The organism is Paraburkholderia nodosa (genome assembly GCF_001718195.1).
Lineage (GTDB): Bacteria > Pseudomonadota > Gammaproteobacteria > Burkholderiales > Burkholderiaceae > Paraburkholderia > Paraburkholderia nodosa_A.
On record NZ_MCNV01000044.1, the window covers coordinates 1 to 24,696 of the forward strand.

At 66.0% G+C, this 24,696-nt stretch carries 24 protein-coding genes; 10 read left to right on the top strand and 14 right to left on the bottom strand.

The window, feature by feature from the left end:
- Positions 1–271, top strand: a 271-nt coding sequence (locus tag BFD71_RS36850; protein ID WP_141710666.1) for a transposase, incomplete at its 5' end; no start/stop codon positions are given.
- 63 nt (positions 272–334) lie between these two features.
- Here the strand turns inward: BFD71_RS36850 and gap are convergent.
- Positions 335–1,345, bottom strand: coding sequence for a type I glyceraldehyde-3-phosphate dehydrogenase (gene gap / locus BFD71_RS36855; RefSeq protein WP_069269122.1), 1,011 nt, complete (start codon positions 1,343–1,345; stop codon positions 335–337).
- A gap of 137 nt (positions 1,346–1,482) precedes the next feature.
- Complete coding sequence (gene tkt, locus BFD71_RS36860) at positions 1,483–3,525, bottom strand: transketolase (RefSeq protein WP_069269123.1); 2,043 nt, start codon at positions 3,523–3,525, stop codon at positions 1,483–1,485.
- Positions 3,526–3,904: 379 nt separating this feature from the next.
- On the opposite strand from tkt, the gene speE reads away from it, so the two are divergent.
- From speE to BFD71_RS36875, 3 genes are all read left to right on the top strand, one after another.
- The gene (gene speE / locus BFD71_RS36865) at positions 3,905–4,768 is read left to right on the top strand and encodes a polyamine aminopropyltransferase (RefSeq protein ID WP_069269124.1); all 864 of its coding nucleotides are present in this window, start codon (positions 3,905–3,907) and stop codon (positions 4,766–4,768) included.
- 106 nt (positions 4,769–4,874) lie between these two features.
- A complete protein-coding gene (locus BFD71_RS36870) occupies positions 4,875–5,303 on the top strand; it encodes a VOC family protein (protein ID WP_069269125.1) in 429 nt (142 codons plus the stop codon).
- Positions 5,304–5,307: 4 nt separating this feature from the next.
- Entirely contained in the window at positions 5,308–6,048 is a 741-nt protein-coding gene (locus tag BFD71_RS36875; RefSeq protein WP_069269126.1) for a 16S rRNA (uracil(1498)-N(3))-methyltransferase, read from the top strand.
- An 86-nt stretch (positions 6,049–6,134) separates the two neighbouring features.
- On the opposite strand, the gene BFD71_RS36880 is transcribed toward BFD71_RS36875, so the two are convergent.
- The 3 genes from BFD71_RS36880 to BFD71_RS36890 form a co-directional block, all read right to left on the bottom strand.
- The gene (locus BFD71_RS36880) at positions 6,135–6,692 is read right to left on the bottom strand and encodes a barstar family protein (protein WP_069269127.1); all 558 of its coding nucleotides are present in this window, start codon (positions 6,690–6,692) and stop codon (positions 6,135–6,137) included.
- 7 nt (positions 6,693–6,699) lie between these two features.
- Positions 6,700–7,131 carry a ribonuclease gene (locus BFD71_RS42980; protein ID WP_083245699.1) on the bottom strand — a complete coding sequence of 144 codons (432 nt, stop codon included), beginning with the start codon at positions 7,129–7,131 and terminating at the stop codon, positions 6,700–6,702.
- A 270-nt stretch (positions 7,132–7,401) separates the two neighbouring features.
- The gene (locus BFD71_RS36890) at positions 7,402–9,696 is read right to left on the bottom strand and encodes an NADP-dependent malic enzyme (RefSeq protein WP_069269128.1); all 2,295 of its coding nucleotides are present in this window, start codon (positions 9,694–9,696) and stop codon (positions 7,402–7,404) included.
- A gap of 189 nt (positions 9,697–9,885) precedes the next feature.
- Between BFD71_RS36890 and thiL the strand changes: the two genes are divergently transcribed.
- Genes thiL through BFD71_RS36920 form a run of 6 tightly spaced genes read left to right on the top strand, consistent with a single transcriptional unit; the run spans position 9,886 to position 15,051 of the window.
- Positions 9,886–10,875 carry a thiamine-phosphate kinase gene (gene thiL, locus BFD71_RS36895; RefSeq protein WP_069269129.1) on the top strand — a complete coding sequence of 330 codons (990 nt, stop codon included), beginning with the start codon at positions 9,886–9,888 and terminating at the stop codon, positions 10,873–10,875.
- Positions 10,865–11,449 (top strand): phosphatidylglycerophosphatase A family protein, encoded by a 585-nt coding sequence (locus tag BFD71_RS36900; protein ID WP_069269130.1) that lies wholly within the window; start codon positions 10,865–10,867, stop codon positions 11,447–11,449. Before thiL ends, BFD71_RS36900 begins: the two co-directional genes overlap by 11 nt.
- A 34-nt stretch (positions 11,450–11,483) precedes the next feature.
- Complete coding sequence (locus BFD71_RS36905) at positions 11,484–11,984, top strand: CinA family protein (RefSeq protein ID WP_069269131.1); 501 nt, start codon at positions 11,484–11,486, stop codon at positions 11,982–11,984.
- A gap of 55 nt (positions 11,985–12,039) precedes the next feature.
- Positions 12,040–12,588 (top strand): cupin domain-containing protein, encoded by a 549-nt coding sequence (locus BFD71_RS36910; RefSeq protein ID WP_069269132.1) that lies wholly within the window; start codon positions 12,040–12,042, stop codon positions 12,586–12,588.
- 29 nt (positions 12,589–12,617) lie between these two features.
- A complete protein-coding gene (locus BFD71_RS41860) occupies positions 12,618–14,060 on the top strand; it encodes a hypothetical protein (RefSeq protein WP_069269133.1) in 1,443 nt (480 codons plus the stop codon).
- Positions 13,993–15,051 carry a response regulator gene (locus BFD71_RS36920; RefSeq protein WP_069269134.1) on the top strand — a complete coding sequence of 353 codons (1,059 nt, stop codon included), beginning with the start codon at positions 13,993–13,995 and terminating at the stop codon, positions 15,049–15,051. Before BFD71_RS41860 ends, BFD71_RS36920 begins: the two co-directional genes overlap by 68 nt.
- Before the next feature lie 98 nt (positions 15,052–15,149).
- Here the strand turns inward: BFD71_RS36920 and pyrF are convergent, their stop codons facing one another.
- The 9 genes from pyrF to BFD71_RS36965 all read right to left on the bottom strand — a co-directional run bounded on the left by pyrF (position 15,150) and on the right by BFD71_RS36965 (position 24,660).
- The gene (gene pyrF / locus BFD71_RS36925; RefSeq protein ID WP_069269135.1) at positions 15,150–15,965 is read right to left on the bottom strand and encodes an orotidine-5'-phosphate decarboxylase; all 816 of its coding nucleotides are present in this window, start codon (positions 15,963–15,965) and stop codon (positions 15,150–15,152) included.
- 173 nt (positions 15,966–16,138) lie between these two features.
- Positions 16,139–17,215 carry an aldose 1-epimerase gene (locus BFD71_RS36930; protein ID WP_256095085.1) on the bottom strand — a complete coding sequence of 359 codons (1,077 nt, stop codon included), beginning with the start codon at positions 17,213–17,215 and terminating at the stop codon, positions 16,139–16,141.
- A 405-nt stretch (positions 17,216–17,620) separates the two neighbouring features.
- On the bottom strand, positions 17,621–18,541 hold the full coding sequence (locus BFD71_RS36935; protein WP_069269137.1) for an SMP-30/gluconolactonase/LRE family protein: 921 nt from the start codon (positions 18,539–18,541) through the stop codon (positions 17,621–17,623).
- A complete protein-coding gene (locus BFD71_RS36940) occupies positions 18,538–19,350 on the bottom strand; it encodes an SDR family NAD(P)-dependent oxidoreductase (RefSeq protein ID WP_069269138.1) in 813 nt (270 codons plus the stop codon). The genes BFD71_RS36935 and BFD71_RS36940 overlap by 4 nt, the downstream gene beginning before the upstream one ends.
- Before the next feature lie 33 nt (positions 19,351–19,383).
- Positions 19,384–20,412 (bottom strand): L-arabinose ABC transporter permease AraH, encoded by a 1,029-nt coding sequence (araH, locus tag BFD71_RS36945; RefSeq protein WP_069269139.1) that lies wholly within the window; start codon positions 20,410–20,412, stop codon positions 19,384–19,386.
- Positions 20,413–20,435: 23 nt separating this feature from the next.
- Positions 20,436–21,947, bottom strand: a complete 1,512-nt coding sequence (araG, locus tag BFD71_RS36950) for an L-arabinose ABC transporter ATP-binding protein AraG (protein ID WP_069269140.1) — start codon at positions 21,945–21,947, stop codon at positions 20,436–20,438.
- Positions 21,948–22,052: 105 nt separating this feature from the next.
- Positions 22,053–23,054 carry an arabinose ABC transporter substrate-binding protein gene (locus BFD71_RS36955; protein ID WP_069269141.1) on the bottom strand — a complete coding sequence of 334 codons (1,002 nt, stop codon included), beginning with the start codon at positions 23,052–23,054 and terminating at the stop codon, positions 22,053–22,055.
- A gap of 152 nt (positions 23,055–23,206) precedes the next feature.
- On the bottom strand, positions 23,207–23,986 hold the full coding sequence (locus tag BFD71_RS36960; protein ID WP_069269142.1) for an SDR family oxidoreductase: 780 nt from the start codon (positions 23,984–23,986) through the stop codon (positions 23,207–23,209).
- A complete protein-coding gene (locus tag BFD71_RS36965; protein WP_069269143.1) occupies positions 23,983–24,660 on the bottom strand; it encodes a 2-dehydro-3-deoxy-6-phosphogalactonate aldolase in 678 nt (225 codons plus the stop codon). The genes BFD71_RS36960 and BFD71_RS36965 overlap by 4 nt, the downstream gene beginning before the upstream one ends.
- Positions 24,661–24,696: the final 36 nt, after the last annotated feature.

Here is a 24,696-nt window from a genome sequence, read left to right on the forward strand (position 1 = left end):
CGGGGTAGCGCCCTTCAACCGCGACTCGGGAGCGTTTCGCGGCAAACGAATGATCTTCGGCGGACGTGCCGCTGTCAGGCGCATGTTGTACATGGCGACGTTAGCGGCCGTACGCTTCAACCCGGTCATTGGGGCCTTCTACCATCGGCTCGTCGCCACCGGCAAGCCGAACAAGGTTGTTCTGGTTGCCTGCATGAGAAAGCTGCTGACTATCCTCAACGCCATCGCAAAAACAGGAAAGCCGTGGGATGAATCCATCCACACGGCTTGACAGGTAAGACAGTTGCTCATTACCGCCCCGAGGGGCGGTCTTTTCATGCAGCGTCGAGCGTGCTTACTTCGCGTTCGCGAGCGCCACAGCCGTGTCCAGCATGCGGTTCGAGAAGCCCCACTCGTTGTCGTACCAGCTCGACACCTTCACGAGACGGCCCGAGACCTTCGTGAGCGTGGCGTCGAACGTCGACGACGCCGGGTTGTGGTTGAAGTCGATCGACACCAGCGGTGCGTCGTTGTAGCCCAGGATGCCCTTGAGCGCGCCTTCCGACGCTTCCTTCATGATGGCGTTGACTTCTTCGACCGTCGTGTCGCGCTTGGCGATGAACGACAGGTCGACGATCGACACGTTGATGGTCGGGACGCGGATCGCGTAGCCGTCCAGCTTGCCGTTCAGTTCCGGCAGCACGAGGCCGACAGCCGAAGCCGCGCCCGTCTTCGTCGGGATCTGGCTGTGCGTGGCCGAGCGCGCGCGGCGCAGGTCTTCGTGGTACACGTCGGTCAGAACCTGGTCGTTCGTGTACGCGTGGATCGTCGTCATCAGGCCGGTTTCGAGGCCGATCTTGTCGTTCAGCGGCTTGACGAGCGGTGCCAGGCAGTTGGTCGTGCACGATGCGTTCGAGATGACCGTGTGTTCGGCCTTCAGCACGTTGTGGTTCACGCCGTAGACGATGGTCGCGTCGACGTCCTTACCGCCCGGCGCCGAGATGATCACCTTCTTCGCGCCGCCCTTCAGGTGCGCGCTGGCCTTTTCCTTGGTCGTGAAGAAGCCCGTGCACTCCATCACGACGTCGACGCCCAGCTCGCCCCACGGCAGTTCGGCCGGGTTGCGGTTGGCCAGCACGCGGATACGGTCGCCGTTGACGACGAGGTAGTCGCCGTCGACCTTCACTTCACCCGGGAACTTGCCGTGTGCCGTGTCGTACTGCGTCAGATGCGCATTGGTCTTCGCGTCACCCAGGTCGTTGATCGCAACGATCTGGATGTCGTGCTTCTTGCCGTTCTCGTAGAACGCGCGAAGCGTGTTACGGCCGATGCGGCCGTAGCCATTGATAGCGACGCGAATGGTCATGGTTTATCTCCTAAGGGCTGAAAAATTCTGAAACCAGCGCTGCGCTGGCGCCGACTCCGGGCTGCGGCGGCCCGGCGGGACGCTCAAGGCAGCGGGCCCGCCAGATCTTGCCGATCAGGCGGGCCCGTTACGCATGCTTAGTTGTCGAGCGCGGCCTTGGCCGTCGCGACGACATGATCGACCGTGAAGCCGAAGTGCTTGAACAGCACGCCAGCCGGGGCCGATTCGCCGAACGTGTCGATGCCGACCACGCCGCCTTCAAGGCCCACGTACTTGCGCCAGAAGTCGGTCACACCGGCTTCGATCGCGACGCGGCGCACGCCCTTGGGCAGCACGCGCTCACGGTAGTCGGCGTCCTGCTTGTCGAACACGTTGGTCGACGGCATGGACACCACGCGGGCGCCGATACCTTCGCGCTGCAGCGCTTCGACGGCCTTCATCGCCAGTTCGACTTCCGAGCCCGTGGCGATCAGGATGATCTTGCGGCTCGGGATGTCGTCGTTCCAGTCCTTGAGGACGTAGCCGCCCTTGGCGATGTTCGCGATTTGCGCGTCCGTGCGCTCGTTGAACTGCAGGTTCTGACGGCTGAAGATCAGCGACGAAGGACCGTGATGCGAGATCGATTCGGTCCAGGCCACCGCGGTTTCCACGGTGTCGGCCGGACGCCAGAGCGTCATGTTCGGGATCAGGCGCAGGCTTGCGACCTGTTCGATCGACTGGTGCGTCGGGCCGTCTTCGCCGAGACCGATCGAGTCGTGCGTGAAAACGAAGATCGACGGGCATTTCATCAGCGCGGCCACGCGCAGCGCGTTGCGGCTGTAGTCCGAGAACGTGAGGAACGTGCCGCCGAACGCCTTGTAGCCGCCGTGCAGGTTAAGGCCGTTGAGCGCCGCGCTCATGCCGAACTCGCGCACGCCGTAGTTGATGTGGTTGCCCCACTGGATGCCGGTCTCGCCGGCCTTGGCAGCGCGCACGGGCTTCGAAGCCTTCCAGTTGGTGAGGTTCGAGCCGGTCAGGTCGGCCGAGCCGCCCAGCAGTTCGGGCAGTGCGGCGGCGAGGCCTTCGATGGCCTGCTGCGAAGCCTTGCGCGTGGCAACCGTTTCCTTGCGCGAATCCGCGCCGGCGACGATCGCGGCGGCTTTCTGCGCCCAGTCCGCGGGCAGCTTGTGCGCCATGCGGCGCTCGAACTCGGCGGCTTCGGTCGGGTACTTCGACTTGTACGCGGCGAACTGCTCGTTCCATGCCGCTTCGAACTTCGCACCGGCGTCCTTCGCGTCCCAGTCTGCGTAGACTTCCTGCGGCAGCGTGAACGGCTCCCACTTCCAGCCCGCCGCTTCGCGCCACTTGGCGATTTCTTCGGCGCCAAGCGCCGCGCCGTGCACGTCGTGGCCGCCCTGCTTGGTGGGCGCACCCTTGCCGATGATGGTCTTGCAGCAGATCAGCGTGGGCTTGTCCGAGGCCTTGGCCTTCTGGATAGCCGCGTCGACCGCGTCCACGTCATGGCCGTCCACGTGCGGGATCACGTTCCAGCCGTAGGCTTCGAAGCGCTCCGGCGTGTTGTCGTGGAACCAGTTGACGACGTCGCCGTCGATCGAAATGCCGTTGTCGTCGTACAGCGCGATCAGCTTGTTCAGCTTGAGCGTGCCGGCGAGCGAGCAGGCTTCGTGCGAGATGCCTTCCATCAGGCAGCCGTCGCCGAGGAACACATACGTGTGGTGATCGACGATCTTCGCGTCGGCCTTGTTGAATTCCGCAGCGAGCAGCGCTTCGGCCAGCGCCATGCCGACCGAGTTCGCCAGCCCCTGGCCGAGCGGGCCCGTGGTCGTCTCGACACCCGGCGTGATGCCGAACTCGGGGTGACCCGGCGTCTTCGAGTGCAGCTGACGGAAGTTCTTCAGTTCCGCCATCGGCAGGTCGTAGCCCGTCAGGTGCAGCAGCGAGTACAACAGCATCGAGCCGTGGCCGTTCGACAGCACGAAGCGATCGCGGTCACTCCAGAGCGGGTTCGTCGGGTTATGGCGCAGATGGCGCGACCACAGTGCAACGGCGATCTCGGCCATGCCCATGGGCATGCCGGGGTGACCGGAGTTCGCTTGCTGAACGGCGTCCATGGACAGCGCACGAATGGCGTTGGCCATCAACTGGGTGGTAGCGGGGGAGGCGGAGGACGAGGTCGTCATGTCGAGTCCGGAAGTGTGCAAAAAGCGGCGTGGGCGGCGCAGGTCGCGAACAGCGCAAATTGCGAGGGCAAACTGCGGCGCACACAGCAGCGCGGGAGTCCGGAAGCTCGGCAAATCGCCCGCTCAGGCGCACATGCGGCGCCAGGAGACGCGAAACGGCCGGAGCAAACGGAGAGGGCTGCAAAGCGGAATATTCTAGCAGATCATGGGGATGAACCCTGGCCGTAAGGCGCGCGGTATGCGCCGCACGCGCAGTCGTCCTCGCGTTGGCCTCTCGCGCGGCCCAGGTCCGGTTCACACCCCTATAATGGCTCTGTTGGCCCTATTTACTGCGGGATTTTCGCGTGCTCAGGCGCAACGGCAACACACCTCGACTTCCGTGACCGACTCCCTCCTCTTCCATCCTGCGGCAGACGCGCTCTACGGTTTTCCTGGCGCGCGCCGCCTCGCCGCGGCCGATACGCCGTGGCAGCGCATCGAGGTCTGGGACACGCCGCAACTGGGCTGCCTGTTCACGCTGGACGGCCGCCCGATGACCTCCGCCGGCGACGAGTTCATCTATCACGAATGCATGACGCACCCGGCCGCGCTCACACATCCCGCGCCGCGCGCGGCGCTCGTGCTGGGCGGCGGCGACGGCGGCGCGGCGCGCCAGTTGTTGCGCCACCCGGACATCGAGCGCATCGTCGTGGCCGAACTGGACCCGGACGTCGTGCGCCTGACGGGCGACTATCTGCCCGAGGTGCGCGGCGACGCCTTCGAAGATCCACGGGTGGAACTCGTGATCGGCGACGCGGCCGCGTTTGTCGCCTCCGCGCAGGCGCGCTTCGACCTCGTCGTATTCGATCTGACTCCGCCTGACTCGCCGGCTGCGGGCCTCTATACCCCGACGTTCTATGCGGCGCTCAAGCGCGTGATGAGCGCCGACGCGCTCGTCTCGCTCCATCTGGGCTCGCCGTTCCATCATGCGCAGCGCGTGGGCGCGCTGCTCGGCGGACTGCGCGCGGCCTTCGCCGTCGTGCGACCGCTTGCCGCCTACGTGCCGCTCTACGGTTCACTGTGGCTCATGGCGATCGCGAGCGACACGCTCGACCCCGCCGGAGTCGACGAGACCACGTTGCAGGCGCGCGCCGCCGGGCGGCAACTCGAAGGCTTGCGCTACTACGACCCGCGACTGCACGTGGCGCTGTTAAAGGGTTCATGCACGGCCCGCGATAAACTAGGCAAATTCCTGCCGCTCTAGGGCTCCTGCCCGTGGAGAACGGCCGGTCCCATAGCGCTTTTGTCCCGCGCGCCCTCGCCCGGAGCGGCACGGCGCATCATCCGAACCGCGAATCTGGAGAGACTCGATGACCGCACCCCGTCCTGCCGGCGTGCCATGGCTGACCCCGTATCTGACAGTACGCGACGCGCGCGCGTCGATGGACTTCTATCGGGCAGCACTCGGTTTTGCGGTACGCGACAGCGTGGAGGACGACGGCGCGATCATGCACGTGGAAATGACTTACCACGATCAGTTGATCGTCATGTTCGCGCCGGAGGGCGCGTTCGGCTCGACCGCGCGCACGCCCAAAAGCGCACAGACTGTCGCGCCGCAATCTTTTTATCTGTATGTCGACGATGTCGACGCGGTTTATGCGCGGGCGCTCGAAGCCGGCGCGAAATCGCTGAGCGAGCCGCAGGACCAGTTCTGGGGGGACCGTTTCGCGCAGGTCGAAGACCTCGACGGTTACCGCTGGGCGCTTGCTCGGCACTTGTCCCGATTCAATGAGAAATAGTTCTATGCCCCGCTTTTTCGTCGGCAGCGCCCTGCAATCCGACGAGGTTGTCACCCTTCCCGACGAAGTCACGCGTCATGTCCAGGTGCTGCGCCTGCAGCCCGGCGACACCATCGTGTTGTTCAACGGTCTTGGCGGCGAGTACAGCGCCGAGATTGTCGGCATGGAGCGCCGCGACACGCAGGTGCGCATCGGCCCTCGCCGCGACTTTGAAGCCGAGCCGCCTTACCGCGTCACGCTCGCTCAGGGCATTGCCGGCAACGACAAGATGGACTGGCTGATCGAAAAGGCCGTCGAACTGGGCGCGACGAACTTCGTGCCACTCACCGCAGCGCGCAGCGTCGTGCGGCTTTCCGGCGAGCGCGCCGTGCGCCGCCAGGCACACTGGCAGCGCATTGTGCAGGCCTCGTGCGAACAATGCGGACGCAACCGCCTGCCCGACGTCGCGCCCGCGCGTGACATCGCCACATGGCTGGACTCCTTGCCCGCGCGCCCCGGCGAAGGCGAACTGCGCCTGCTGCTCTCGCCGCGCGCCAACGTCGCGTTCTCGACCTTGCCGGTCGAGCCGCCTTCGGGCGAAGTGACGGTGCTGATCGGGCCTGAGGGGGGATTTTCGTCGCAGGAAGAGGAGGCGGCGCTCGACCGCGGCTTCCTCGCCGTGGGGCTCGGACCGCGCGTGCTGCGCACCGAAACGGCAGGCATCGCCGTGCTCGCGGCGCTCGCCGCACGCTGGGGCGGCTGGTAAGCGCAGCGGGTAAAAATGACAAAGCCCGCCGGAAGGCGGGCTTGCGATTTTCTGTCGCATGCGCGCGACGGAACGTGAGCCGAAGGTCAGGCGAACGAATAAAAAACGCGGAACGGCACCTTGCGCTCGGCCCAGTATTCCGAAGCCTCGCGAAAGACGTCGAGCAGCGTTTCCCGGCCGTCCTTGTCGAACTTCTGGGCAATCGGCAGTCCTTCCAGCACGATCACGAAACCGGGCTGCTCGCCGGCTTTCTGCACCAGATCGGTCAGGCAGTCGTACAGGCCGTCGTAGTTCTTGCCGAAATGCTTCGGAAACAGAAACGAGGTGGCAATCGTCTCGAGTACTTCCTGCCTGGTTTGCGCATTCGCGCAGAACGCATAGAGGAAATGCTGCTGCAGCCGCTGGGCTTCGTCCGAGAGATCCTGAATGCGAAACGCCCGGATCGACTGGACAATATTCGGCTGCACGGTCGAAAACAGGCTCATGGCCCCCTCGTTCGATGAAAGCCCCGCCTCATCCTGGCGCGCCTCGCTGTCGTGCTTCAACTGCATGACGCGCTGGAACAGGTTGCCCTCCCCGGACGCGAACAGATCGCTCGCGACCCGGGGGTCGTGCGCGTAAACGTTATCGCTCATGCCGCTCATCCCGGTGTCAATCAATAATTCGCCTGAAACTGGCGTAGTGGTCGTCGGAGTAGTAACAGTTGTCGGTCCGCTTGCGTGGACCACCGCAAACGATGCGCTTGGCACCGCGGTTGTGCGCGCCCGGCGTCGGGACCGTGTACTCGTGATAGTAGCCCCGCCGCTGCGGTGGCAATATCCGCTCAAAATTCCCGAAAACGACGCCGTCCTTCTCGAAAGGGAACGGGCCGCCCGCCGCGATCAGGCTCAACGTGCCCACCGCCTCACGCGGAAGTTCGTTGACCGAAATGCTGCCGACCGGATTACCCGCCTCTTCCGGCTGACTCGTGCGCGCCTGAGCGCCACCTGCCGCGAACGCTGCGGTTGCGACCAGCGCCACCGCTGCGGCGCGCCGCAAGCCAGACAAACCGCCGCCGAAACAATGAGTTAGACGAGGCGCCATCACCTGGTTCCCGCTTCCCTGGTTACGTGTTCGACGACCATGAAAGGTGTAAGGGTATCGCTAATGATGCCTGGAAGCAACGTTAGTCAGGCGAGGACGACTACAGCTTGACTCCCCACGAGGGTCAAACTGGTAAATTTTACAATCTCATTGCGCGCGATTTTGCTCGCTCGAGCCGGGTCTCGCGCTCAAAAAAAATCGGCGTGCTCACAGGAGCACACCGATTTTCAGGTCCGCGTCACCGGGCGCCGGCGACTCGCAGGACTGAGCTTAACGTGCCGCGTTCACGTCCGCGACGAGCAGCGCCGTCATGTTGACAATGCGGCGCACCGTGGCGGAAGCCGTCAGCACGTGCACCGGCTTGGCTGCGCCGAGCAGGATCGGCCCGATGGCGATGTTGTTGCCTGCCGCCGTCTTGAGCAGGTTGTAGGAGATGTTCGCCGCGTCGATATTCGGCATGATCAGCAGATTCGCTTCGCCTTCGAGCGTCGACTCCGGCAGGATCTCCTTGCGCAGGTTCGCGTCGATCGCCACGTCGCCGTGCATTTCGCCGTCCACCTGCAGGTCCGGCGCGCGCTCCTGGAGGATCTCGAGCAGGTCGCGCATCTTCTGGGCGCTCGGCGCGTTGCTCGAACCGAAGTTCGAGTGCGAGCACAGCGCGATCTTCGGCTCGATGCCGAAGCGGCGCACTTCCTCGGCCGCCATGATGGTGATTTCCGCGAGCTGCTCCGGCGTCGGGTCGACGTTGACGTGCGTGTCGGCGATGAAAATCTGCCGGTTCGGCAGCACGAGCGCGTTCATTGCCGCGTAGACGTTGCAGCCGGACCTCTTGCCGATCACCTGGTCGATGAAGTGCAGGTGGCGGTGCGTCGTGCTGACCGTGCCGCAGATCATGCCGTCGGCTTCGCCCTTTTCCACGAGCATCGAGCCGATCAGCGTGGTGCGGCGGCGCATTTCGAGTTTCGCCATTTGCTGCGTGATGCCCTTGCGCGCCATGAGCTTCGCATAGGTCTGCCAGAACTCGCGGTAGCGCTCGTCATGGTCGGTGTTCACGACCGTATAGTCCTGGCCGGCGTGCAGGCGCAGGCCGTAACGCGCGATGCGCTGCTCGATCACCGAGGGGCGACCGATCAGGATGGGCTTCGCGAGCTTTTCGTCGACCACGATCTGCACCGCGCGCAGGATGCGCTCCTCTTCGCCCTCGGCAAACACGATGCGCTTCTTCTCCGGCTCCACGGCGCGCGCGAGCTGGAAGATCGGCTTCATGGTCGTGCCGCTGTGGTAGACGAACTGCTGGAGGTGCTGCTCGTAGGCGTCCATGTCCTCGATCGGACGGGTCGCGACGCCCGAGTCCATTGCCGCCCTGGCCACAGCCGGCGCGATCTTGACGATCAGGCGCGGGTCGAAGGGCTTCGGAATCAGGTACTCGGGCCCGAACTGCAGATCCTGGATGCCGTAGGCCGTGGCCACGACATCGCTTTGCTCCTGGCGCGCCAGTTCCGCAATCGCGTTCACCGCGGCGATTTCCATTTCACGCGTGATGGTGGTCGCGCCCGCGTCGAGCGCGCCGCGGAAGATGAACGGAAAGCACAGGACGTTGTTCACCTGGTTCGGGTAATCCGTGCGGCCCGTGGCGAGCACGGCGTCCGGACGCACTTCGAGCGCGAGCTCCGGCAGGATTTCCGGCGTCGGATTGGCGAGCGCGAGAATGAGCGGCTTGGCCGCCATCTGCTTGACCATGTCCTGCTTGAGCACGCCGCCAGCCGAAAGGCCGAGGAAAATGTCGGCGCCTTCGATCACTTCGGCAAGCGTGCGCGCGTGGGTTTCCCGCGCGAATCGCTCCTTGTCCGGGTCCATCAACTCGGTGCGGCCCTTGTAGACCACGCCCGCCAGGTCGGTCACGACGATGTTTTCGAGCGGCAGGCCGAGGTCGACGAGCAGGTCCAGACACGCCAGTGCGGCGGCGCCCGCGCCCGAGGCGACCAGCTTCACGTCCTTGATGTCCTTGCCCACGACCTTCAGGCCGTTCGTGAAGGCGGCCGCCACTACGATGGCCGTGCCGTGCTGGTCGTCGTGGAAGACCGGAATCTTCATGCGCTTGCGCGCTTCGCGTTCGACGATGAAGCACTCGGGCGCCTTGATGTCTTCGAGATTGATGCCGCCGAACGTGGGTTCGAGCGCGGCGATCACGTCGACGAGCTTGTGCGGGTCCGACTCGTTGAGTTCGATGTCGAACACGTCGATGCCCGCGAACTTCTTGAAGAGCACCGCCTTGCCTTCCATCACCGGCTTCGAGGCGAGCGGTCCGATGTTGCCGAGGCCGAGCACGGCCGTGCCGTTCGACACGACGCCCACGAGGTTGCTGCGCGCCGTGAAGCGCGCGGCGTTGAGCGGATTTTCGACAATCGCCTCGCACGCGAACGCGACGCCCGGCGAGTACGCGAGCGAGAGATCACGCTGATTGATCATCTGCTTGGTCGGCGCGATCGCGATCTTCCCGGGCGTAGGGAACTCGTGATAATCGAGGGCGGCTTCGCGAAGCTTGTTCGTAGCGGGATTCGACATGGGGAGGCAGGACGTGGGTGCGGATTAGAATGACAACTCGAACGCTAAGTTTGACCGATTGTAGCGCCAATCCCTGGCAGCATTCCTTTCAGTTCGGGCGCAAGTCCGGCGACCGCGATGGGGGGAAAAGCCATGCCAGGGTGCCCTATGCGGCGACGGCCATACCCCAACTGACATAACCCTTTCGTCATGCTTTCCGAGTTCTCCCTGATCGACCGATATTTTGCGCGTCGAGCGCGCACGAACACGCAACGCGCCACGCTGGGCATTGGCGATGACTGCGCGCTCATCGCGCCCGCCGCGGGCGAAATACTGGCCGTCTCGACCGACATGCTGGTGGAAGGCCGCCACTTCTTCCCCGACATCGATCCGCACGCGCTCGGCCACAAAGCGCTCGCCGTCAATCTCTCCGATCTCGCCGCGATGGGTGCGCAGCCGCTCGGCTTCACGCTGGCGTTCGCGCTCCCCAAGGCGGACGAGGACTGGCTAGCCGCTTTCAGCGCGGGCCTCTTCGAGCTGGCCGACCGCTTCGACTGCGAGTTGATCGGCGGCGATACCACGGCAGGGCCGCTGAACCTGTGCCTGACAGTGTTCGGCTCCGTGCGTCAGGATGCCGCACTTCGGCGCGACGCCGCCCACGCGGGCGACGACATCTGGGTCTCCGGCACGCCCGGCGACGCGCGCGCGGGTCTCGGCATGATGCGCGGCGAATGGCCGGTGCGCGAGCAGGACGCCGCGCCGTTGCGCCGGGCGCTCGAATACCCTGAACCGCGCGTGGCGCTGGGCCTCGCGCTGCGCGGCGTGGCCCGCGCGGCGCTCGACGTATCGGACGGTCTGGCCGGCGACCTGCGCCATATCCTGGAACGCTCGCACCTCGCCGCGACGATCGACGTCGACGCCTTGCCGCTCTCGCCTGCGCTCGCGCGCCTGCCGCGCGACGTGCAGCTGCAATGCGCGCTCGCGGGGGGCGACGACTACGAACTGTGTTTCACGGCGGCGCCCGCGCAGCGCGACGCGGTCGAGGCGGCCGCGCAACAGGCGGGGGTGCGCGTCACGCGCATCGGTACAATGACTTCCCGCACTTCGCCGCAAGCCGCCCCCGAGATCGCCTGGCGCGACGCGGGCGGCACGCCGCTCAATCTGACGTTGCAAGGTTTCGATCACTTCCATGCAGACTGATCCCACGCCCTCGCCCGCCGGTCAGCCGGCTCCTCCGGCAGGCTCGGCAAGCAACGCCGCCGCACCCGGCACGGGCGCTCAGGCCACTCGCCCGCGCCGCGCCGACGCGCCGTTCATGCTCACCCATCCGCTGCACATCGTTTCGCTCGGCTTCGGCTCGGGGCTCTCGCGCCTCGCGCCCGGCACGGCCGGCACGCTGTTCGCCTGGGCGTCCTTCGAGGTGCTCAACCGCTATCTGACGGTGACGGAGTGGGGACTGCTGATCTTCTTCGGCTTCTTTGCGGGCATCTGGATCACGGCCTTCACGGCGAAGAAGCTGCGCACGGACGATCCCTCGGCCATCGTCTGGGACGAGATCGTGGCGTTCTGGCTCGTGCTGCTCATGATCACGCCCGTCGCTTTCGAGGGCCGGCTGTGGGCCTTCGTCGTCTTCCGGTTTTTCGACATGGTGAAGCCGCCGCCCATCCGCTATTTCGACCGGCGCTTCAAGGGCGGCCTCGGCATCATGCTCGACGACATCGTCGCCGCATTCTTTACGCTGCTCGTCATCGCGCTCTGGCGCATGTCGGTGTAGCGCCACCTCGCCGCCAACCCAACGGATTGCTGCAATGGCTACCGATTCCGTCGTCCACCAACTCGCCATCCGCGTCGGCAACAAGCTGCGCGACGGGCGGCTCATGCTCGCGAGCGCCGAATCCTGCACGGGCGGCATGGTCGCCACCGCCATCACCGACATATCCGGCAGCAGCGTCTGGTTCGAACGCGGTTTCGTCACCTACTCGAACCAGGCGAAAACCGAGATGATCGGCGTGCCGCCCGAACTCATCGAAAAGCACGGCGCGGTGAGCGAGCCGGTCGCGCGCGCGATGGCTGAAGGCGCGCTCAGCAACAGCCGGGCACAAGTTTCGCTTTCCATCACCGGCGTCGCTGGACCGGGCGGCGGCACGCCGGAAAAACCGGTCGGCATGGTGTCGTTCGGCTGGAGCAACCGGCTCCATACGAGCGTGGAGACGCTGGTCTTCAAGGGCGACCGCGAACAGATCCGCGTGCAGGCCGCCGCGCACGCGTTGCGCGGGCTGCTCGCGTTCATCGACGAACAGGAACGCTAAAACCGGCCCGCGCCTCGCCGGCGCGCCGGCCGGGCCCACCAAGGAGGCCCATGCCATGGCAGCCGCGAATACCGCAGTCGAAGCATTGATCCGCCGCTTCGGGCTCGAACCACATCCCGAAGGCGGCTACTACAGCGAAACCTATCGAGCCGACAAGCTCGTGCGGCGCGACGGCGCAGCCGCCGCAGAGGGCACGCGCGCAGCCTCGACGGCCATCTACTTCCTGCTGGCGGAAGGCGCCTATTCGGCATGGCACCGCATCCGCTCCGACGAGCTCTGGCACTTCTACGCGGGCTCCCCCCTCGAGATTCATTCGATCGATGAACGCGGCGTGCTCTCCACGCGCAAGCTCGGCCACGCGCTCGACCATCCGGGCACCGTGTTCCAGGCGGTGGTGCCGGCCGGACACTGGTTCGCGGCGCGCTGCTGCGATCCTTCGACCTATGCGCTCGTGGGCTGCACGGTGGCGCCCGGGTTCGAGTTCAGCGAGTTCGAGATCGCCGATGTGAACGCGCTCGCCGATAAATACCCGCTGCATCGATCGATCGTCGAATTGTTCCGCAAACCGGCATCCGTTGCGGCTGCAGCCGCGAAGAAAGATTAGGGGCGCGGCGTCCGGGGACGCGGATTCGCATGATGCCCAGCTTCGGCCGCCGCCATGGCGCCCCGCCCACTTCGCCGTACGCCGCGCTCGAGGCGCTCCAGCGCAACCTCAGGCGTGAACGGCGCGTCTTCGCACTGCTCACCGGCCTGCTGATCCTTGCAGCGCTGTGCATGGCCGCCGCCGCGCTCGGCGGCACCGGATTCAGCGCGCTGCGCGCACAGGCGCTGGAAGCGAACACCCTCAGTGCGAAGGCCAACGCGCGGCTCGACCGGCTGTACGCCCTGCTCGGCAGTGCAGGCGCCGTCCTCGTGCTCGAGACCGCCTCGACATCGACGGCACCGTTGAGCGCCGAGCCAACCTCACGCTGCGCGACGATCTTCGAAGGCATGGCCGGGTCGCCCGATCTGAGGGCGGTGTGCGAGCACATGGCGGGGATACTCGAGCGCGTCTCGTCCGATGTTCCCATCATGTTGCTACGCGCCGACGGCAGCGCGGCCTATAGCCGTGGTGTCGCCCCCAAGGGGGCGCATTTGCGGCCGGCGCAAGCCGCGCGCACGCTGGCCGATGCCGCGCTCCTGCAGATCACGACCCACGGCCTGGATCCGGTCGCGGCAGCCAGAGGGATCAAGGTCGTCTGGTTCCGCCCACCCGAAGCGCTGGGCTTCCCGCCCGATCTCGTGCTTGGCGCGTTGCCGGTGCTCAGGAACGGTACGCTCTACGCGTTCACGATCACGAGCGTCGATCTCGACTCGCTCCTCATCGCCGCCAGCACCAGCGTCCCGTCGATCACCCCCACGCTGTTCGGCGCTGACGGCATCATGCTTGCCGGCCCGCTGCCGCCTGCTGACGCGCAGTCTCTCGACCGACGCCTTGCGAACCTTGCCCCCGGCACCTTCCACGTACTCCCCCGCTTCGGCGTCGCGCTGCGCGAAGCGCCGCTCGTGCATGGCTTCGGACACTTCATGGTGGCGCTGTCGTGGGGCGAGCTCTTCGCGATCACGCGCACGCCCGTCATCATCGTCCTGATGCTGACGGCCGCGCTCATTGCCATGCTCACCTTGCTGTCGCGCTACTGGAATCGCCGGGTGCTGACGCGTACCTACGACGAAGCCACGCGCGCGCTCGAAGGCGAGTTGCTCAATCACCTGCTCGTGCACGCCACGCCGGTGGGTCTGTGCATCGTCCGGCGCAGCAACTTCGAGATCGTCGTGGCGAACCAGATGGTGCGCGATGTTCTCGGGATAGACGCGCACGCCACGCGCTTGCCGAACGCAGTGTGTGTCGCGTTCGAGCAGCACGGGCCATGGCCCGGACCCGCGAAACACGATGACGAGACCACGGTGTATGAGTTGCCGTATTCGCTGGAGCGGCCCGGCAAGGAAGCGCTCCATCTCGCCATCACCTATGCGCCGGCCACGATGCACCACGAGCAGCACGCCGACCTTCCTGAGCCTCGAAGCGCCACCGCGTGACGGCACGCTCGACTACCTGCTCGTGACCGACGAATTCGCCAGCGAAGACATCGCTTCGCTATGGCCTGATCAAGCGAAAATCATATGGCTGCGACAGGACGGACCACTCGTCCCGCTCGAACTCGACGGCGGCGCACTCGTGGTGAGCCTGTACAGTCTCGCGGGCATACGCGCCGCGACGCAGAAGCGGATTCGCAGCCGTGCGGCGGCAGCGCAAGCACAGCAACCCGCAGCGGACCAGCCCGCGACAGATGAGAATTTCGCATCGCTGACTGCGCTGATCGCCGAGGACAACCGGCTCAATCGCGCACTGCTGCGCGACCAGTTGCGCATACTCGGCGCCACCGTCATCGAGGCGAAGGACGGCGAGGAGGCGCTGGCGCGACTCGACGAGCGGCCAGTGGACCTCATCCTCACGGATCTGAACATGCCGGGCATGAACGGCTACGCGCTGCTGGACGCCGTACGCGCAAAGCGCCCTCATCTACCGGTCTACGCGGTGAGTTCGGATGCGCTGCCTGAGCAGATCGCGCAGGGGCGCGCGTTGGGCTTTAGCGACTATCTCACCAAGCCGGTCGCGCTTGCGGAACTCGTCCGCGTGCTGGCCGTCGTGTCGGCGCAGATCAGCGTCGCGGCGAGCGCGACACTCGCAGAGGATTCCGAATCAGATCCACAAGCCCGGCCGCCCCGTTTCCCGCCGCTGCCTGCCGCGCTCGCCGATATTTTCATCGCGCAGGTGGATCACGATATCGTCGATTACGCGCAGATCGCCTCGCAGCGCGACTTCGCGCGGTTGAACGACTGGGCGCATCGCGTGTCCGGCGGGCTGGCGGTGCTGGGTCCTTCGAGGATCAATGAAGCCTGCATGGAGTTACGCGCGACGATGCGCGATGCGGGCGGATGGACTGAGGAGGTCGGCGGACTGGCGGCCGCCGTGGCGGCGGAACTCGAAGCACTGCGGGCGCTCGCGCGGCGCTCGCATTCGGGTTAGCCGCGCGGGCGTCGTCAACGTGACGCCCGCTCGCAAAGGCGGTGACGGTAAAGGCGCGAGCGCTCAGGAGCGTCTACCTGTCACCGCGGAAACCCATCTCAACGATACGCGTTGATCCGGTCGCGCGTTTCTTTCGCGGCCGTTGCAGCCGCCTGCGCGTAGTCCTCGCCCTTGCTCGCGTAGATGATCGCGCGCGACGAGTTGATGAGCATGCCCGTGCCGTTCGCCGTGCGGCCCGCCTTCACGGTCGCCTCGACGTCGCCGCCCTGCGCGCCGATGCCGGGAATCAGCAGCGGCATGTCGCCCACGATGCTGCGCACGGTTTCGATTTCCTTCGGGAACGTCGCGCCCACCACGAGGCCGAGTTCGCCGCTCGCGTTCCATTTGTTCGCGGCAAGGTCCGCCACCACCTGATACAGCGGCTTGCCGCCGGTCTCGAGGAACTGCAGGTCCGAGCCGCCGGGGTTCGACGTACGGCACAGCACGATCACGCCCTTGCCCTTGTGCGCGAGCCACGGCTCGATCGAATCGAAGCCCATATACGGGTTGACCGTGACTGCATCGGCCTTGAAGCGCTCGAAGGCCTCTCGCGCGTACTGCTCGGCGGTACTGCCGATATCGCCGCGCTTGGCGTCGAGGATCACGGGCAGGCCCGGGTGCTTCTCGTGGACGTGCGCGATCAGCGCTTCGAGCTGGTCTTCGGCGCGGTGCGCGGCGAAGTAGGCGATCTGCGGCTTGAACGAGCACGCGTACGCCGCGGTGGCGTCGACGATCTCGCGGCAAAACTCGAAGATCGCGTCGCTGCGGCCGGCCAGCGCGGCGGGAAACTTCGTGGGCTCTGGGTCGAGGCCCACGCACAACAGCGAGCCGGTGCGCTGCCACGCGGCGCCGAGGGTCTGGATGAAGGAAGTCATGGTGGTTGCTCGCGGCGAGCCAATAGGAGAAAACGGCGCGTATTTTACCCGCCCCGGAAGATGAGGCCGCGCCACGGCGCCCGAATCGGCCTGCGCCCAGCTCGCGCACGATGCATCGCCGCAAGCGCGTCGCGCGCGTTTTCGACGCGCGCTACGCCCAACTCATGACCGTCTTAGGTCCGTGCGCGCACGCCCTTGCCCCCTCTCGCACCCGTGCGGCCGCGCGCGCCGACGCGATGCGGGCTCGCTGACGCGCGCATGTCCATGCGCTCCACGGTGAAGGAAAAGCGCCGCACGAGCCGCTCGCCGTGCGCGAGCACGGTCATGCCGTGCGCATCGCCGCCGCCAGTCAGGTTCACGGCGTTGATCGGATGATCGACGGGTTCGAAGCAGAAGAAGTCTGCGCCGGGAGGCGTGTAGAGCACGTAGTAGTCGGTATTCGCGCAAATCGAGAGCGAGAGCCTGCGGCGCTCCCACACCACCGCCGCGCGTCCGCTCCAGCCGCTGAACGCATGATTGACGAGTTGCGCAGGCAGCGGATAGGCGACGCCGAACTGCCAGGCGGGCGGCGCGGGCACGTGACGCACCGGCAGCCAGTCCTGGCCCGAGAGCCACAGGCCGCTCGCCGGGGCCGACAGCTCGGTGCTCGTGTCGCGCGCAAGAAACGGATGCACGCCGAGACCGAACGGCAGCGCCTCGCGGCCCGTGTTCTCCACTTCCAGCGTCATCGCGAGCGTCGCGCCGTCGAGCGCATAGGTGAGCGCCGCGCGGTACGAATACGGCTCGCCGTCGCTGCGATCGAGCACGAGGCGCACGTTCTCGCGATCGGCGCTTTCGATGCTCCAGGGCGCGAGCCAGCCGTCACCATGGATCGGCAGCGGTTCGCTAGCGCGATTGCGCGGCACTTCGATATCGCGGCCGCCAAAGTGAAAACGCCCTGCGCCGATGCGGTTCGAGTACGGCAGCAGCGGGTAGCACGCGAGTTCGTTCGGGTCCATGCGCGCGCTCACGCGCTCGCAACGACGAAACACGGGCTCGAACGCGCCTTCGCTGCGCCAGTCGAATCGCGTGATTCCGCCGCCCAGTTGGGGCGCGACGTCGAGCCTCAGATACGCGTTCGCGAGCGTCACGCACGCCACGTCGCTCGAGCCCGCCGCGCCGATCGCAACCGCGGAGGTGCTCGGCCCCGGCAAAACCGGATGCGTGGCGGCTTCGAGCCGCGCGCGGCGCGCGGCGGCCGCTGGTGACACGACCGGTGACACAGACGGAGCGGAGGTAGCGGTGGGCGGCGCGCTTGCAGCAGCGGCGCCTGCGGAAACGGTGGAACGGGTAGGTCGACGCACAGCGGAATTCGCGACGTTCATAAGATGCTCCTCGAGAGGCATGTTTGATTGCCGCCGCAAAAGGCGGCTCACCGGTGGCCTGTCGACACCGCGCCTATGCGCGGGCCTGTGGCCGCTTCTTGTGTTCGCCCTTCTAGTGGTACTGGCAAAGCCAACTGCACACTGTCGATCGACTGCATCTGTTGCCGAACTACAACGACTGGCCGTCTCTTCATGCCGCCTGCCCGCAGCGGCGCTTCGCACTATGCGTGCGCATGTATCGTCTGATGAAAATCCACGCGCGCCTTTGTGCAAGCGCCCGATACCCCGGACTCAAGCGCGCCTGCGCCCCTGAAACCGCGGTTCTTCAAGGCCCTGGCGGCCAATTCGAACCGAAAACACGCCGCCCGCATGCGGCTCGCGCGCGAGGGCCTCCGCCTCCATTTCCTCGCGCGCGCTCGTGACATAAAGCGTGTCCAGAAGCGCACCGCCGAGCGTAACGCAGCTTGGCTGCGCTGTGGGAATCTTTACGCGTTCGGTTTCGACGCCATCGGCGCCATAACGCACCACGCGCTCGCCGCCCCACTGCGCGTTCCAGAGGCCGCCTTGCGCGTCGACGGTCGAGCCGTCCGGCACGCCGGTGTCGTCGGTGAGCGTGACGAAAGTGCGCTCGTTTGCAATCGTTCCGTCTGCGCCGTAGTCGCACGCGCGAATCTCGCGCGTGAGCGTGTCGCAGTAATACATGGTCGATCCGTCCGGGCTGAACGCGATGCTGTTCGAGATCGCGGGCGCGGGCAGCGGCAGACGTTCGAGCGTGAGATCGTGGTTCAGGCGATAGAAGCCGCCGATCGCCTGCCTCGGCGTTCCTTCGTATTTCGTGCCGAATACGAAGCGGCCCTGGCGGTCGCAGCGTCCGTCGTTCAGGCGCGTCGGCACGCCGGGTTCGACTTCGACGATGGTTTCAATCGCGCCCGTCTCCAGGTCGAAGAACGCCAGCTGCGAAGCGAGGCCGAGGAGCAGCGTGCGCTCGTCTTCGCACAGCGCGAAGCACGCGAGGCGCTCGGGCATCTCCCACGTGACGTGTTTGGCGCCGGACGCATTCGCGTCGTAGCGTTGCAGGCTTTTGCCCGAAATATCGACCCAGTAGAGCCGGCCGCTGCGCGCGCACCACGTCGCGCCTTCGCCCAGCTCGCATTTCGCGTGGACGAGCAGTTCGGCCACCGCTTCGTCCGAAGCGCTTTCCTTTGCGCTCATGCCCAGCCTCCGTCAACGACGATGTCCTGCGACGTGATCATGCGGCTGTCGTCGGCGCCGAGGAAGAGCGCCATGCGCGCGAGGTCTGCGGGCAGCAGTTCCGCGTCGATGCACTGGCCGCGCTTGATGGACTCGCGGCCTTCGTCGGTGAGCCACAGGCGCCGCTGCTTCTCGGTCATCACCCACCCCGGCACGAGCGAATTCACGCGGATGCCGTACGGGCCGAGGTCTCTCGCGAGACCGCGCGTGAGCCCCTGCACCGCCGACTTGCTCATCGTATAGACCGGCATTTCCGACTGCTTGAGCATCCAGCTGATCGAGCCCAGATTGATGATCGAGCCCGCGCGTGCGGCCTTCATGTCCTGGGCCACCGCCTGCGCGGCGAATAGCTGATGGCGCAGGTTCACGGCCACGCCGGCGTCGAACGACTCCGGCGTGACTTCGGCCAGCGTGTGGCGTTTGTCGTTGGCCGCGTTGTTCACGAGCACCTGAATCGGCCCGAACGCCGCCTTCACATCGGCGATGGCGGCGCGCAACGCCGAGATATCGGTGAGATCGACGTTGGCGAAGAGCGGCTTGTGGCGCGAATCGCCGAGTTCGTCGGCGAGCGCCTGGCCCGCGCTCGCGTCGATGTCGAAGAACGCCACGCGTGCGCCCTGCGCGGCGAAGTGCTCGACGAACGACGCGCCGATGCCGGTCGCGCCGCCCGTGATCAGCACCACGCGGTCGGTCAGGCTCGGATAGCGCGCGTAGTTTTCGTGCGCGTGGCGCGCGAGCGCGTTAGCGGGCGAATTTGCGTTGGACGACATCGTTTTGGTTTCCTTATGAAACTGTCAGCGAACTCAATCGCGAGCGCCGTGATTCTTGAGCTGGTCGAGCAGCACCGCCGCGAGCAGGATCGCGCCGCGCACGAGGTACTGGTAGAACGCGTCGATGTTGAGCAGGTTCATGACGTTCTCGACCGTACCCATGATCAGCACGCCGATCACCACGCCCGAGATGGTCGCGCGGCCGCCCAGCAGCGACACGCCGCCCAGCACGCACGCCGAAATCACGTTCAGCTCGAAGCCTTCGGCCGCATTCGGCTGACCCGACGTGATGCGCGAAGCGAGAATCACGCCCGCGAGCGCCGTGACCGCGCCCTGGATCAGGAAAATCCACACGCGCGTGCGCTCGACCTTGATCCCGGCCAGACGCGACGCTTCCGGATTACCGCCGATGGCGAGCGTATTGCGCCCGTACACCGTCTGATTGAGCATCACGCCGAATACGATGAAGCAGACGAGCGTGACCCAGATCGGCAGTTGCACGCCGAAGAGCGAGGCCGTGCCCATGGCGATGAACGTGTCCGACGACACGCCCACGGCCTGGCCGTGCGAAGCGATGAAGCCGAGGCCGCGCACGATTTCCATCGTGGCGAGCGTGGTGATCAGTGCGTTGATGCGCAGATACGCGATCACCGCGCCATTCACGAAGCCGATCGCGGCACCCGCCGCAACAGCGGCGACGATGGCGATGAACGTGTTGTTCGTCGCGTTGAGCACCATCGCGCAGAGCACGCCCGCGAACGCGACGATCGAGCCCACGGAAAGGTCGAAGTCGCGCGACGCGAGACAGAACATCATCGTGCAGGCCACCATGCCGATCTGCGAGACCGACAGTGCGAGGCCGAGCATGTTCTCGATCGAGAAGAAGTGATCGACGGTCAGCGACATCACGATGAACATGACCGCGAAGATCACGATCAGGCTGTACTCGGTGATCTGCTGCCACCACTTCTGCTTGTCGGTGGGACTCGGAATCAGCGCGTCGGCGACGCTCTTGGCGGCGCTGTTGGCAGACTCGGCCGCCAGGTTTTCTCTTGCTTGCATTTCAGTCACTCCTCCCCATCCACTCATGCAGCCTTGGCCTGCGTGCGCTTGGGCAGCGCGAGGTCAAGCACCGCGTGTTCGCTCGCCGCGCTGCGCGGCAACTCGCCCGAAATGCGGCCTTCGCGCATCACCACGATGCGATCCGACACGCCGAGCACTTCCGGCAACTCCGACGACACCATCACGATCGCACAGCCGCGCGCGGCGAGCTGGTAGATCACGTTGTAGATTTCATGCTTCGCGCCGACGTCGATGCCGCGCGTCGGTTCGTCGAGAATCACGACCTTCAGGTCGGGCTCGGCGAGCCAGCGCGAAAGAATCGCTTTCTGCTGGTTGCCGCCCGAGAGAAAGCGGATTTTCTGGCGGCGGCTCGGCGTCTTGATCTTCAGCAGCTTGATGAAGCGGTCCGCCGTTTCCGCTTCCTTCTTGCGGTCGAGGAACATGCCCGCGCGCAAAAAATGGCGACGGCAGCTGATGTTGATGTTCTCCGACACCGTCGCCATCGCAACGATGCCCTGCTCCTTGCGGTCTTCCGGGCACAGCACGATGCCGTGGCGAATCGCGTCGCTCGCGCTTTTCACGCGAATGGTCTTGCCGTCCAGCTCGATCTCGCCCGCGCGCCGCTTGTGCGTGCCGTAGATGAGCTGCATCAGCTCGCTGCGCCCCGCGCCCACGAGCCCGAAGAAGCCGACGATCTCGCCCGACTTCACCTCGAAGCTCGCCGCTTCGTTGAGCGGATGCCCTTGCACGCCGCGTACGGCGAAACGCACGTTGCCATGCTCGCGCGGCGAATAGTTGTAGATGTCGCTGATCTCGCGGCCCACCATTTCGGCCACGAGCGTTTCGCGCTTCACCGCTTCGAGCTTCTCGTGCGAGGCGACCTTGCGGCCGTCACGGAAGATCGTGCAGGCATTGCACAGCTCGTAGATCTCGTCCATGCGGTGCGAGATGTAGATGAGCGCGCGATTGTCGGCCCGCAGCTCGCGCACGAGCTTGAACAGCACTTCGGTCTCGCGGTGCGAGAGCGAGCTGGTCGGCTCGTCGAGCGCGATCACGCGCGCGTTGCGCAGGAGCGCCTTGCAGATTTCCACCATCTGGCGCTGCGCGATCGAGAGCTTGCGCAGTTTCGCGGCCGGATCGAGATCGACGCCCATCGCGGCAAGACGTTCGCGCACGAACTTGCGCGCCTCGCCGCGCTTCACCCAGCCGAGCGCATTGGGCAACGCGCCGAGCAGCAGGTTTTCCGCGACGGTCAGGTCGGGCACGTACTGCAGTTCCTGGTGAATCACCGCGATGCCCGCGCCGATCGAGGCCGCCGCATCGGCGAAGTGCACCTCGTTGCCGTCCATCAGGATGCGGCCGGAATCGGGCTGATACTCGCCGCCGAGAATCTTGAGAAGCGTGGACTTGCCCGCCCCGTTCTCGCCCATCAGGCCATGGACTTCCCCTGCATTCACCTCGAACGACACGCCGTCGAGCGCGCGCACGCCTGGGAACACCTTGCCGATATTGTCAAAACGCAGTGTCGCTGACACTTCGGTTTCCTCTCATTCGATACGCTGCGGGCGCGGCCTTCATGCCTTTCGGGCCTGCTGGCCGCCCCGCAGCGGGAAACACCCTAAACCACTACTATCCAGCGCTTACTTCGACGCGAGACCCATCTGCTGACGCACGCTCTCCACGTTGTCGCGCGTGGCCAGCATGCCGGTCGTCAGCGTGAGCAGCGGCGGTTCCTTGCCTTGCGTGATCCACGAGTACATCAGGTCCGAGGTTTCCTCGCCGTGGCGCTTCGGGCTGATGATGACGGTGCCATAGAAGCCCGTCGGCTGCGGCTTCTTGAACTCGTTGAGCGCCGAGTCCGAACCGCCGATGCCGATGCCGATCATGTTGTCGGCCTTGAAGCCGCGGCCTTCCGCTGCGCGCACGGCGCCGAGCACGGCTTCGTCGTTCAGGCCGTATGCCACCCAGTGCTTGTACTGCGGGTTCTTCGTGAGCGCGATGTTGGCGGCGTTGAAGGCGTTTTCCGTGTCGGTCTTCGCTTGCGGCGCCTGGACGATGTTCGCCTTCGGGAAGCCCGCGGCCACGAGCGCGTCGGTCGCGCCCGACGTGCGGTCATGCGCCGTCGGCAACTGCTCGTAGGTCACGTCGATGGCGCCGACGTCCTTCATGTCCCAGCCGCGCTTCTTGATCTCGGCGGCGATGCCGTCGCCCACCTGCTTGCCGATGTTGTACGCCGAGATGCCCATGTGCGGCACCGACTCGATCGGCTTGCCCGCGCCGTCGACGAGACGGTCGTCTACCGTCATCATCTTGAGCTTGTCGGCCTTCGCCTTGGCGACGATGCCCGGTCCGAGCTTCACGTCAGGCGTGCAGATGATGAAGCCCTGCGCCTTTTGTGCGGCCAGGTTGTCGATCGCGCTCATCACCTTCTCACCCGAGGGCGCGCCGATCTTCACCAGCGTGAAGCCCTTCTCCTTCGCGGCCGCTTCCGCGAACTTCCATTCGTCCTGGAACCACGGCTCTTCGGGCTGCTTCACGAGGAAGCCGATCTTCACCTGGTCGGCGGCCTGCGCGACGGGCGCTTGCGCGAACATGGCAGTGGCGGCTGCAGCCACCAGCGTCAGAAAGATGCGTCGTTGCATGTTGCTAGTCTCCTGTCTTCTTCAGTCACGGGAAGGGTATCGGCCGCCTCTTCTTTTACCCGTCGATGCGCGCGGCCAGCGCCTCGGCGGATTCCTGCACATTCGTTCCAAGCTCGTTTTCCTTCGTGCTGCGAATTACTTTTTCAACGCGCTCATTCGTGATGGAGCGCCGTGCGGCCGCCATCGATCGTGATACAGCTCGCGTTGATGAACGGCGCTTCGTCCGAGGCGAGGAACACCGCCGTCATCGCGACTTCCTCCGGTCGGCCAATGCGTTTCATCGGCGGCAACTCGAGCGTCGCCTTGCGCGCGGCTTCCGGGTCGGGCTGCGCGTTCCACCAGTCGTGCGTGAGCTGCGTTTCGATGTAACCCGGCGCGATGGCGTTCACGCGCACGTTCTTCGGCGCGTACTCGATGCCGAGTGCGCGCGTGAGCCCGATGACGCCGTGCTTCGCCACGGGGTAAGGGAAGCAGCCCGGAATGATCTGGAACGCGTGCGTCGAGGCGATGTTGATGATGCTGCCCGCACACCGCTCGACCATGCCCGGCAGCACCGCGCGGCAGCCGTTCCACACGCCGTCCAGATCGACGGCGAAGCAGCGGCGCCAGTCGTCGTCGGTCATCGTGAGCGGGTCGGCGAACACGTTGATGCCGGCGTTGTTCACGAGCACGTCGACCGGGCCGAACGCGCGTTGCGCTTCTTGCACGGCGGCGCGCACCGAGGCGGGCTGCGTCACGTCGGTTTGCACGGCGAGCGTTCGCGCGCCTTCATATGCGTTCGCAATCTCGCGCGCCGTTGCAACGGCCGTCGCGCCATCGAGCTCCGCGAGCGCGACGGTGGCGCCCTCGGCCGCGAACGCGCGCGCGATCGCCGCGCCGATGCCGCGTCCGGCGCCGGTTATGAGCGCGACCTTGCCCGCGAGGCGATTCACTTTTGCGCTCCTCGCGCAGCTTTCCAGCCTTCGATGAAGGCCAGTGCGTTCGCATGCGTGGCCGCCGCGTCCTGGCCCGGCTTGTAGAGCGCGGAGCCGAGGCCGAAGCCGCTCGCGCCCGCGGCCAGCTGCGGGTCCATGTTGTCCGGCTTCACGCCGCCCACGGGCAGCAGCGGCACGATCGGCGGAATCACGGCGCGCCATGCTTTCGTCACGGCCGGGCCGAGCTGCTCGGCGGGGAACATCTTGAGCGCGTCGGCACCGTGCTTGAGCGCCGCGAACGCTTCGGTCGGCGTGGCGACGCCGGGCACGCACGCGAGGCCCTGGAGCTTGGCGGCGAGGATCACGTCGGTGTCGGCGTGTGGCATCACGATCAGTTCGCCGCCCGCTTCGCGCACGTCGCGCACGCGCTCGGTGGTGAGTACGGTGCCCGCGCCGATCATCGCGTCGTCGGGCAGCGCCTCGCGCAATGCCGCGATGCTGTCGAGCGGCTGCGGCGAATTGAGCGGCACCTCGATCAACCGGAAGCCCGCGTCGTAGAGCGCGCGGCCATGCTCGGCGGCCTCGGCGGGCTTGATGCCGCGCACGATCGCGACCATCCCGCAGGCGCCGAACGCGGCGACGAAGCCGGCGTGCGGCGTGTAAGGGGCGGGCAGATTCAGTTCGGGTTCCATGTCGGCTTCCTGTTGCCTGGCTTCCTGTTGCCTGGC